Raw genomic sequence first — 11542 nt, 5'->3', positions numbered from 1 at the left:
GCTCTAAAATCCATATTATTGTAATTTATCTTAAGAATATATTATTATTGAAAATGGTCAAAAAAATGAATTATGTATCAAGTTTTTGATTAGGGTTAAAGTCTTTTGTGATGAATATTCTATACCAGATTTCAAATGAAAGCAATCCCAAAAATTTGTTAACGTAATTTATATCCAGATTTTCTTTATCTATGTATTTGTTAATCCAATTTTTATTAATCCATCCATCCAAAACAATTTTTGATTCGACAAGATAATTTTTGCATATTTTTTGGCCATACATTTTCCAATAATTTTTTGTGTTAATTGAAAACCCTAGTTTATTTTGGCTCACAAAATTACTTAATCCTAACTGATCTAACATATTTCGTAGGATAATTTTCCCGATTTTTTTTTCTATATTGTATTTTCTTTCATTAGGAATTTTTTGTGTAAACTCAATTAATTCCGAGGAAAGTAAAGGTGAAAATGTATTCAGAGAGAAATAATTTGAGAGGTTTTTACTAATAATCGAAAAATTATACAACAGTTTTCCATTATAATCAGCAAGAAATACTTGATCAATGGGACTTAATTTGTTATTAAAAAACGGCATTAAAATTTCATAAATATTTTCCCAAGAAAAATTCATCTTATCGTTAAAAATATCGTCTTGATCACTCACGTGATCACGTTCATGGCATTGTAAGTAAGCCTGAATTTTATCGTGAGGGGTAGATTCCGGCTCAATTAAGGATAGAAATTTTTCATAGCGAAAGGTGTATCCTCCAAACAATTCATCTCCCCCATCTCCGGATACTAAAGTGGAAGAGAGGGTTTTTGCTTTTTTGACTACATAGTACCAATGAAGATCCCAAAAAGGCTGCTTAACTATGCTTATTGCTTTAGGTAGTTCTTCCAAATAATTTTCAATTGATATAATATGAAATGGTGATTTGTAATGTGTAGCAATTTTTGATGCATTCATTGTTTCATCAACACTGTTTGAAAACTTTACAGAGATTGTTTCAACCTCCAGATCAGGCATTAATTTTTTGATTAATCCAAAGACTAGTGTTGAGTCAATTCCCCCACTTAAAGAAAGGGAGATTTTTTTTTCTTTTTGAAGATTATCCATAATTGATTTTTCAATTAATGTTTTAACATGTTCTTCATAATTTTCTGATATTGATGGTGTAATATCATTTGGTATTTTTGGAGGAAGGGGAGAATTAAGATGTGGATTATATCTTAAAGTTAAAATATATTTTGCGTGTTCAGGATTAAAATTATTATTTTGATGTTGCACGACCTATTCCCCGATAAATTAGTCCTGCTTTTCTTGCAGCGTGAGGATCTATTACACCACGAGAATCAATCAGAACTCCAGATGGCATTCTAGACGTAATATCGACAGGATTCAAATCTTTAAATTCATTATGAGATGTAATCAACAGAATTGCATCTACATCAGAAAGTGAATCAGAAAATGTTTTTTCAGTTTTGACACCAAAAATATTTTCATTAATAAAGTATGGATCAAATATTTTTACTTTTGATCCCAACGATTTTAATTTTTCAATTATTGGCTCAGCTGGAGTTAGTTGAATATCTTTAACGTTAGGTTTGTAAGATACTCCCAAGATTAGAACTGTCGAATCACTTATTGATTGATTCTTTTCTTTTAAGGCGTCTAAGAGTAAGTCTATTGTATGATCAGACATGCCTTCATTAATTTCCCTGCCAGCCTTTACTATTTTCAACAAGTTATTTTCAAATTTTGAAGCAGTGTTAAGGAACTGGTAAGAATTTACTGGTAAGCAGGGCCCTCCAACACCAGGTCCTGGAAAATGAATTTGAAAATTATATTTTCTTTTTGCAGCTTCTAATACCTCAAAAGTATCAATTCCAATTTTTTCAAACAACAATGAAAGCTCATTTATGAATGCAATGTTAATATCTCGAAAAACATTGGTAGTAAGTTTCACCGCATTTGCTGTTTTACAGTTACTCATTTTTACTAGATCAACTGAAAAGACATGTTCATAGATAGCCATTATTGTGTTAGAAGTTTTTTCATCTAAGGCCCCTACCAGACGAGGAAGTTTAGCAAAATCACTTAAAATTTCTCCAGGATTAGCTGTTTCAGGACAGACCCCAATACCAAAATTTTTATTTGCTTCAAGTCGTGTTTTATCACCCTCAATAATTTGTTTTAACTCATTCTCTACGAACCCTGGTTCTATTGTGCTTTCTACAATTACAATGGAACCAAGAGGCAAGAATTCATTTAGTTGTTTACCAACAGAAGTCAAAGCAGTATAATACGGAATATTGTTCTGATCCATAGGTGTAGGCAAAGACAGTAAAACCACATCAGAGTTAGAGATTGCCTCTTTTGCATCAGATGTTGCTCTGAATAATCCCTTGGCCATAACATCATCAAAAATTTCTTGATATCCAGGTTCATCTTTTAGTGGAAAGTTTTTTGAATTAATCATCTTAATTAATTCCTCATTGATATCAAGTCCTATAGTTTTAAGACCAGACTTTGCAAAAGACAATGCTGATGGCAACCCAATTCTTCCTATCCCAATCACACAAACAGAAATTTGACCCTCTTTTAGTGATTTTTTGACTTGTTCTAAATCACAATCAAATATTTTATTTGTACTCATCAAAACACCGTTCTTATGATGAATTGCAAAATTAATAGCATATTTAGTTTTGTCTATTTATTTTTCTACTCAAAATTTAAAACAAAGAGTCAAAGATCATCCGTATGAAGTTTGCTGTAACTGGGGGTGCCGGTTTTATTGGAAACAATATTGTCAGAGAGCTGTTAAGGAATAACCACACTGTATCAATTATAGATAATTTACACACGGGTAAAAAAGATAACCTGATTGATGTTTTAGATCAGGTTGAATTTTACAATACTGATATTCGTAATTTCGAAGAATTAAAAATGATTTTAAAAAATGTTGAGGGAGTATTCCATGAAGCAGCATTAACTGTAGTTCAGGAATCATTCATTAAAAAAAATGAGTATTTTGATGTAAATGTAAAAGGCACAGAAAATATTTTCAAGATTGCCAAAGATAATAACTTTAAAGTGGTTTTTGCTAGCAGTTCAAGTGTTTACGGAGATGTAACTGAGATACCAATCAAGGAGGATTCTGCAAGAAACCCAATTAATCCTTACGGCAATACAAAACTTGAAGATGAATTTTTGGCAGAAAGATATTCCAATGATGGCGTTGAGATAATTGGATTAAGATATTTTAACGTATTTGGAATTGGGCAAACCGGTTCGTATGCGGGAGTCATTACAAAGTTTATGAATCAATTATCCAAAAAACTGCCACCAAAGATATACGGGGATGGCTCACAGGTAAGAGATTTTGTTTTTGTAAAGGATGTAGCAGAAGCAAATCTTTCAGCAATGCAAAGCAAAGCAAAAAATGGTTTTTTTAATGTCGGTACGGGAAGATCCATATCCATTGAACAACTGGCACGTATGATGATTAAAATATACGGACTGTCTCTTGAACCAGAATTTACAGATCCCTTACAAGGAGACATAATGAAGAGTCAGGCGTATACGTCATTGACTAAAAAAACACTCAATTGGGAATACAAAACCGATTTGCATGACGGTCTTTCAGAAATAATACAAAATTTCAATTAGAAACTAGTTCTTCATAAAATGTCACATATTTAGGCAAAACAGTTTTCCATGTCATGTTGTTTTGTACAAAATCATGCGCTTTATTGACTAGTTTGTTTGAAAAATCAACATCATCTAAAAGACGATTAACAGATTCTGCTAATTCATTTACATCATCTGGTTTAACAAGAAGTCCAGTTTCATTGTTCTCTATCAATTCTGGGATTCCACCCACATTGGTTGCAACTACGGGAACTTTTAAGAAAAATGCCTCTTTGATAACAGTAGGAAGACTTTCCATTCGTGAAGGCACAACCAATACGGAAGACTCTTTTAATATCTTCATTGCATCGTTCCACTGCATGTCAGTGCAGTAAACAACCTTTCCATTAATTTGTGATTCTGCATCATGAAGAACATCTATTCCCTTTTCAAAGCTGTCTCTTCCAATATACACGACCTGATCATGTTTTTTTTCTGTTTTTGGAACCTGAGAAAACATAGATGTGTTTATTGCAGATGGTAAGTACACAAAATCATATCCTTGTTCCTTGTATTTTCGCTGGCTTAGCTTTGAATCAGTAGTTAACATATCGGCCCATTTTAGAACTTTTTTTTCTGTAGAACCAGCAATTGAGCTGATTGTATTAGAATGCAATGCCTTGACTTGTTCCCCAAAGACTCCGTGAACTGATAGAACCTTCTTTGTTGCTTTGGCGTAATGCATTGCAAATGCAGATGGAATGTTGAATGCATGTACAATGTCATAGTGTGTTCTGTTAAGAAAGCCCTTCATTGTACCAAACAATGCAAAACTTGGATTCTTTAGGTTCTTTATCGGAATGTGCGGAGCATTCATCCTTGTAACTTCATATCCGTGTCTTGTGAGCTGATCTGCAAGCATTGCAGCATGGCCACCTATACCACCAGTATATCTAGGAGCAATGAATAGAATCTTCACAACAAAATTTTATTTTATTAATTTAAAAGGTATTAGATTAAAAAATTAATTTTTCTACATTACAGCTTGTGCTGCATCATGGAACATCTGGCTTTTTGCACAGCCAGCAGCAAGTTCATCGCCTGCTCCACGTCTCATTAGACCTCTGTAAAGACCGTCTTCTAGTTTAACGCCTTCTCTTTGTTCCCATTCTTCTACAGTAATAGAGTATTTCTTTTGAATTCTGTCTCGGTACCATTCTGGAATTACATTGAATGCACAGAATGGAATGATTCTAAGATCTGGAGTTACATAGTGAATGTCACATCTTTGTAGTCTTTCTAGGTCTTCATTGTATTTGTCTTGGAAGTGCATCATGCCAAGGAACAATCCCTTGACATGCCAAGAACCAACAGAATCAAATGATCTCTTCATGAGTATGTTACCAAACATCTTTGCAAGATCCAAGCCTGCTGGTTGTTTCTTTGTATCAACAAAGCCTTTGAGTTTTCTGACAACTTCAAGCATCGTAAAGTACTTGTTTTTACCAGAGCGAATCTCTTCTGCCTTGTCTTCAAATAGTTCCAACATTCCTTGAATGTCACAGAATCTTGTTAGTGGGACAAACTTCTTTGTATCTGCATCCTCAAAGATGTATGTTCCTGCACCACATGCAAAGTGGATTGATAATTCATATTTTGGTTTGCTAGAAAATGCTTCAATTACGTTTGTTAATGGCATGCAACTTGGAACTGGGAACCAGTCATCAACTGTTACATCGCCGTTTGTTTGCTCTTCAATTCTTTGAATACAATCTGGAATTGTAATTCTGTATTTTTCACGCTCTTGCTTACCCATTCTTCCTGTTAAGGAAACTGGTTGGAAGTTAACTGCGTGAACTACATCCATGTTCTTTTGTGCATATCGAATAATACCACCTAGTTCATGGTCATTAATTGATTTAATGACAGTTGGAACAAATACTACAGTTGTACCTGTTTTTCTGCAACTATCAAGGGCATAAGGAATTTCCCAATGATTCTTTGGGTTTGTTCTTGCAGTAACACCATCAAAGCTTAAGTAAAGATTGTTACATCCTGCTAGTCTTACTTCACGAGCAGCTTCAGGATCCATTGCATGTCGGATACCATTGGTATTCATTTGTACATGCTCGACTCCTTCTTCTTTCATAATTTTAATAACATCAGCGATATCCTCTCGCAGCATTGGTTCACCGCCAGTGATTTGCATAGAGTTACCTGGAATTGGTCTTTCAGAACGCAGAGTCTTCATCATGGCTCTTACTTGATCTTGTGAAGGCTCATACATGTAAGCCCCTTCCAGTCCTTTCTTTACATAGAAAAAGCAGTACCAGCAGGTAAGATCACATCTGTTTGTAACTATCATGTTTGCCAATCCACTGTGTGAAAGATGGTTTGAGCATAATCCACAGTTGTTTGGACATGAACACTTGTCTATCATAACATTTGGAGCATGTGCGCCTTTGCCGTCCATCCAGTAAGTACTAAATTTCTTGTACATTTCGTAAGAACCAAAGTAAAGCTCCTCACATTCACCGTGAGTAGGACATGTCTTTGTCATGTAGACTCTGCCGTTTCTCTCAAAGACTTCTGCATCTAATATCATGTTACAATCTGGACAGATGCTTTGAGTAAATCTAATAGTAGATTTCTTACCTACTTGTTTAGTAGATTGATTTGCAATCTGAATTAAAGCCATACCTATTATTGGCATTTTTTCAAAATGGTATATAATCCATTTCCCACTAGGCCCCGTTGGAATGTGTGTAATTATTCCTGTGGAGTTTAAATACAAAGAATGATCGATTAGATCGCATGAGTATTTCTGATAAGACGCGCAAGTCACTAGAAAAAATTGGATTAACTAGTTATGAGATCAGGACCTTTTCCTCCCTTCTAAAAGATGGAGAATTAACAGCGTCTGATCTTAGTCAAAAATCAGGAGTGCCATATTCAAAGATCTATGAAGTGCTAGGAACCTTGGAGGACAAAGGATGGATTGGCTCTGATGACTCTCGTCCAACAAAATATTTCCCAAAATCTCCAAAGACTGGCTTGGAGACTACAAAACAAAAGATGGAAGTAGATTTTGCAGCAAACCAGAGTATTATTTTAAATGAACTTGTACCACTCTATGAAAAAAGTGGAACTAGTGAGAGGCCTGACATTTGGGTCTTATCAGGCACCATAAACATTGCAGCAAAAATCTTGGAAATGGTAGAATCTTGTAGAAGCGAAGTCATGATTGCTCTACCTGAAGCAGGTCAGGCCTTGGTAAAGCAGGCGTTACCAAAACTAAGATCATTGCATGATAGGGGAGTGAAAATTACCATACTTACATCAGACAAGATGGATAAAGAGTCACTAAAGGCAATCACTCGAGTAGCCACAGTAAAAGTGAAAAAAGGTCTTTTTGGAGGAGGCATTATCTCTGATAAACGCTATGTGGTAATTTTACTTGGGCCTGAAATTGGTAGTGCAAATGCTGAAACGGTAGCAATATGGGCAGATCATGCTGGATTAGCAGGATTTGCAAGGGAATACTTTGAATATTTATTAAAAGATTCAAAGAAGTCATAGTATGGATTCATTGGATCAAGAAGTTCTTTTTGTTGGAACTGCTGAAGCAGAGCATGTTGAGATGTATCTCAAAGCAATCTGGCATATCAAAGAACGCGGAGAGGATGTCAAGATTAGCTCAATTGCAAAGATGCTTAATGTAAGGCAACCAAGTGTGGTTCAAATGCTCAAAAAGCTCAATGAACAAAAGTTGGTTAATTATAACAAAGCAGGTGTTACATTAACTCAAGAGGGAGAAAGGATAGGATCCGTAATGATGCGAAATAGTAGACTGCTTGAAGTTTTGATGGATAGTGCACTAAAAATAGAAATTGATGAAGAGATGGTTTGCGGAGTTGAACATCATATGAATAAACAATTTACAAATGCATTATGTACTATGTTAAAACACCCTAGAAAGTGTCCTCATGACCATGAAATTCCATTGGGTGAATGTTGTAAACAAAACAATGAAGAAAAAGAATAATTTTTGATTTAAAACCTAAGAGATATAATTGACAAGTTTTAAGATTATACATGGTATGCTTTTGTGGATGTGAAACTTATCAAAAAAATGAAGATGGATTCAAAGTGGCTTGTGTAAAGTGTGGTCATGGACCACAAAATCATGAAGAAGAATTTCGGGCAGCGGCAAGAGCTAATGAACAACAGAGTCAAAAAAGAGACGCAGATTTTGGATAATCATTCGCCTATTAATTTTACTAAAACACGTTTTTGTCTTTTTCCATCAAATTCACCATAAAAAATTTGCTCCCATGGACCAAAATCTAATTTACCATTTGTTATAGCAACTACAACTTCCCTACCCATAACTTGTCTCTTTAGATGAGCATCAGCATTATCTTCTCCCGTGTCATTGTGTTTGTACTGTGAAATTGGTTCGTGAGGAGCCAGTGCTTCTAACCATTTTTCATAATCATGATGTAATCCAGATTCATTATCATTGATAAAAACACTAGCAGTAATGTGCATAGCATTAACAAGACATAGTCCATCACGAATTTTACTTTTGTAAACTAATTTTTCTATGTCTGGTGTGATGTTAAGAAAGGATATTCTTGTTTTTGTATTAAATGTCAAATATTCAGTTAGTGATTTCATTAGAAATTAAAAATTATATCTAGAATAAAATTCTAGAGGCAGGCTCAGAACTCAAGATCCATATCATCAATCAATGGGATACGTTCATCAACGCCTGCACATTAGATTAAACAAAATCCTAATTGAGTCTTTCAAGAAGCTTGATAAATGGCATATGACTAGGTGACATAATGGTAGCCATCGATACACCTGCATCATTAGAAAGTTTTAGGCGATTTATCATCACAAGTACATGTAGCTCATATGCTCCAAAAAGTTATCTTGATGATTTTGAAGTATTTGCAGAACGTGATGAAAGCCTTGGTTCGATATATGTAGAGGCAGCTGATAAAGTTACAATCAAAAAAATCCGTGATATAACATTTGTAAATGCAAGAGATGTGTTAGGAATTATTTACAATTCAAAAAGTGGGAATACAGCATTAAAATGGCGACAAATTAGAAGAAACACAGGCAAAGTTACTGGCGAGGCATCATCAAATTCTCTTGTTAACTTGGCTGAAGCAGGAGTAATAACTCTTGATTGGGTTGAAAATTATGTTCGTAAAAAGACTAAAGACGATAAGGTAAATGAAATAACAAGTTAAGATTATCTTAATTTTTTAACTACGCATTCATCATTCAAATAATGATTACAAAAAAAATTGATGAAAATTTCATTTCAGTAATTCCCGAAGAATCAGATGACTTGTTAATTTTACGCCGAATTATTCAAAAGGACGACAAAGTTATTGCCGATACAACTAGAGTAATAAAACAAGAAAAAGAGTACTCTAGGCCAGATAGAGGAGAAAAAGTTAGAATAAGAATTGCATTAAATGTCGAAAAAGTTTCCCTAGATAATGTACTTGATAGGCTACGAGTACATGGAATAATCACCGAATCAAATAATGAATCAGTTCCTCATGGTTCACATCATTCCATATCGATAAAACCGGATGATGGTATTACTATTTTTAAGAAAAAATGGAGTCAAATGGAAAAAAAACTTTTAGAATCAAAAGATCAGAATGTTGGATTTTTACTAATTGCAATTGATACAGCAGATTGTGGAATAGGAAAATTAAAAGGAACTCATTTACAGATAATGCCAAATATTTACTCAGGTGCAGGTGGGAAAAGATACAAAACAAATTTCAATATAGAAAAATTTTTTGAAGAAGTATATAGTGCATTATTATCATCAATTAAAGACAATGATACAATAATTATTTTTGGGCCTGGTGAAACGAGGAAGAAATTTGCAAATTATTTAGAAAAGAAATCCTCAAAGAAGAAATTTCAGATTAAAATTGTTGATGGAATTGATTCGGGAGGTGAAGATGGTATCTACATCTTTACAAAGTCATCGGTAATGAAAGAAATTCTCTCAAATAGTAAGCTAGCAATTGTTTCTACAATAATTGATGAGATAATGTTCATGGCAAATAAAAAAAGTCAAAAATTTACGATGGGTTTTAGTGAAACAAAAGAGGCTGGAGATATTGGAGCAATTGAATCATTAGTTTTTTCTGATAAAATCATTCAGACAGAAAATGAGGATAAAATCATTCAATTTCTAAATGATATTGAGAGTAAAGGTTCAAAAGTTTTCAGCGTGGATTCATCAACAGATGTAGGATTACGTGTTGATGGACTTGGTGGAATAATTGCAACATTACGTTATTCAGTTTCTAAAGGGTAGAACCTACTACCCATTTTAGATATGATTTGTTAATTGAACTCAAATTAATCTCAGCTATTTCAGGTACATCATATGGGTGTGTTTTTTGGATTTTTTCTTTGAGTTTTTTCTTATTTTTTTGTGTGGTTTTGAATAATGCAAGGTATTCAGAAGAATTTTCTATTTTATTATTCCAAGAATAAATCGATGAAATTTTAGAAATGTTTACACATGCTGTAATTTTTTCTTTTACCAATTGATTTGCGATTTTGGTGATTATTCTTTTATTGGGATAGGTTGAAATTATTATGACTGGATTCACAGTAACCGATAAATGTACGTAATTAAAAAAAGTACCAATTAATTTGGAACTTGATTTTATAACGGAAAATTCAATTATTTACGTTCTTTTGGCTTGGGTAGTAATTGTACTCATAGCAAAAGGACTAAAACTCGAAAATCATGGGTTTGAGATAAAGGCTTACAGCCTAGTGTATAAGAACAAAGGTGTCCAATCAGTACTTACAAAAATGCTCTCACGAACTAGGAGAGGTATTCGTGTGTTTGCAGATGTGAGTGTCATTTCAGGTTTTATCATGATGGGCTTTGCATTCTGGTTTTTATTATCAAATATTTCAAAATTTTTTGTTGCTCCAACAGAATTTGCTGAAGTTACGGTTTTAATTCCAGGAATTACATTAACTTCTTCAGCTTCTATTACTTACTTTTTGTTATCAATTCCAATAGTTCTTGTAATTCATGAAGGAGCTCATGGAATTGTAGCTACGCTTGAAAAGATTAAGATCAAAACAGGTGGCTTTGCAATATTCATTGCAATGTTTGCTGGATTTGTAGAACCAGACGAAGAAGAATTTGATAAAGCAAAAAAGATTTCAAAACTACGAGTAATTGGAGCAGGTGCTACTTCTAATGTTATTTTTGCACTTGTTTTAGGAGCCATTTTACTAACGAATCCTCTCTTTGCAATTGTACTTCCAGAACCAATTCTTGGTGCATTTTATGATGCTCCTGAAGGAGTTATGGTACTATCTTTAATCGATGGACTTGGAGCAGAAAAGGCAGGAATACAACCCAATGACATCATAACTGCCATAAATGACCAGAGAATTTTGACACCGATAGATTTTCAGAATATTGAATTAAAGTCAGGTGAAACAGTTTCTGTAAGTGTTCTAAGGGATGGAAATGAATTACAGATTCCAGTAGAAATAATGCCATCACCTGAAGATCCTGAAAGAGGATTAATCGGAATAATGAGAGATAATTCTTTTGCGTATAAACCAGTCTACAATTTTATTGAATGGAATAATCCCCAACTTTCCATGTTTCTACTATGGCTTTGGATGATCTCATTTTTTATTGGTATTATCAATATGCTGCCTCTACCAATTTTAGATGGAGGTAAATTCATTCACAGTATTATTGATAAAAAAATTTCTGATAAATCAGTGAACATCATGATGTGGTCAATCTATGGATTTACATTTATTCTATTTGGACTAAACATTGGCTTGTCATATTTCAAATCAGGTTGGTTTACAATATAA

General features: G+C 33.7%; 13 protein-coding genes. 7 read left to right on the top strand and 6 right to left on the bottom strand.

Features of this window, described 5'->3' with window-relative positions:
* Window positions 1-70: 70 nt before the first annotated feature.
* Together C6988_RS09710 and C6988_RS09705 are read right to left on the bottom strand one after the other, a co-directional pair.
* Window positions 71-1288, bottom strand: a complete 1218-nt coding sequence (locus C6988_RS09710; protein WP_182135049.1) for an asparagine synthase C-terminal domain-containing protein — start codon at window positions 1286-1288, stop codon at window positions 71-73.
* A complete protein-coding gene (locus tag C6988_RS09705) occupies window positions 1272-2657 on the bottom strand; it encodes a nucleotide sugar dehydrogenase (RefSeq protein ID WP_182135047.1) in 1386 nt (461 codons plus the stop codon). Before C6988_RS09705 ends, C6988_RS09710 begins: the two co-directional genes overlap by 17 nt.
* A gap of 104 nt (window positions 2658-2761) precedes the next feature.
* On the opposite strand from C6988_RS09705, the gene C6988_RS09700 reads away from it, so the two are divergent.
* Window positions 2762-3670, top strand: coding sequence for an NAD-dependent epimerase/dehydratase family protein (locus C6988_RS09700; protein ID WP_182135046.1), 909 nt, complete (start codon window positions 2762-2764; stop codon window positions 3668-3670).
* On the opposite strand, the gene C6988_RS09695 is transcribed toward C6988_RS09700, so the two are convergent.
* Window positions 3663-4610, bottom strand: a complete 948-nt coding sequence (locus C6988_RS09695) for a glycosyltransferase family 4 protein (RefSeq protein WP_182135044.1) — start codon at window positions 4608-4610, stop codon at window positions 3663-3665. The two genes, C6988_RS09700 and C6988_RS09695, sit on opposite strands and share 8 nt — an antisense overlap.
* Before the next feature lie 54 nt (window positions 4611-4664).
* A complete protein-coding gene (gene tes / locus C6988_RS09690) occupies window positions 4665-6329 on the bottom strand; it encodes a tetraether lipid synthase Tes (RefSeq protein ID WP_182135042.1) in 1665 nt (554 codons plus the stop codon).
* A gap of 116 nt (window positions 6330-6445) precedes the next feature.
* On the opposite strand from tes, the gene C6988_RS09685 reads away from it, so the two are divergent.
* From C6988_RS09685 to C6988_RS09675, 3 genes are read left to right on the top strand one after another with little or no spacing between them, the layout of a single operon-like run.
* A complete protein-coding gene (locus C6988_RS09685; RefSeq protein ID WP_182135040.1) occupies window positions 6446-7210 on the top strand; it encodes a TrmB family transcriptional regulator in 765 nt (254 codons plus the stop codon).
* A 1-nt stretch (window position 7211) separates the two neighbouring features.
* A complete protein-coding gene (locus C6988_RS09680) occupies window positions 7212-7676 on the top strand; it encodes a metal-dependent transcriptional regulator (protein ID WP_182135038.1) in 465 nt (154 codons plus the stop codon).
* A gap of 50 nt (window positions 7677-7726) precedes the next feature.
* A complete protein-coding gene (locus tag C6988_RS09675; protein WP_182135036.1) occupies window positions 7727-7891 on the top strand; it encodes a hypothetical protein in 165 nt (54 codons plus the stop codon).
* Here C6988_RS09675 and C6988_RS09670 read toward each other — a convergent pair whose 3' ends face one another.
* Window positions 7892-8311, bottom strand: coding sequence for a secondary thiamine-phosphate synthase enzyme YjbQ (locus C6988_RS09670; protein WP_182135034.1), 420 nt, complete (start codon window positions 8309-8311; stop codon window positions 7892-7894). It abuts the gene before it with no gap.
* Between the two features lie 170 nt (window positions 8312-8481).
* Between C6988_RS09670 and C6988_RS09665 the strand changes: the two genes are divergently transcribed.
* Both C6988_RS09665 and C6988_RS09660 read left to right on the top strand, forming a co-directional pair.
* The gene (locus C6988_RS09665) at window positions 8482-8898 is read left to right on the top strand and encodes a hypothetical protein (RefSeq protein ID WP_182135032.1); all 417 of its coding nucleotides are present in this window, start codon (window positions 8482-8484) and stop codon (window positions 8896-8898) included.
* 41 nt (window positions 8899-8939) lie between these two features.
* Window positions 8940-9995: an mRNA surveillance protein pelota gene (locus tag C6988_RS09660; RefSeq protein ID WP_182135030.1), complete on the top strand. Its 1056-nt coding sequence runs from the start codon at window positions 8940-8942 to the stop codon at window positions 9993-9995.
* Here the strand turns inward: C6988_RS09660 and cutA are convergent.
* On the bottom strand, window positions 9985-10230 hold the full coding sequence (gene cutA / locus C6988_RS09655) for a divalent-cation tolerance protein CutA (RefSeq protein ID WP_255464467.1): 246 nt from the start codon (window positions 10228-10230) through the stop codon (window positions 9985-9987). The two genes, C6988_RS09660 and cutA, sit on opposite strands and share 11 nt — an antisense overlap.
* Window positions 10231-10339: 109 nt before the next feature.
* On the opposite strand from cutA, the gene C6988_RS09650 reads away from it, so the two are divergent.
* On the top strand, window positions 10340-11542 hold the full coding sequence (locus C6988_RS09650; protein ID WP_255464466.1) for a site-2 protease family protein: 1203 nt from the start codon (window positions 10340-10342) through the stop codon (window positions 11540-11542).

This window comes from Nitrosopumilus sp. b1 (genome assembly GCF_014078545.1).
GTDB lineage: Archaea > Thermoproteota > Nitrososphaeria > Nitrososphaerales > Nitrosopumilaceae > PXYB01.
The sequence above is the reverse complement of the archived record's forward strand: the minus strand, read 5'-3'. Positions and strand labels throughout refer to the sequence as shown.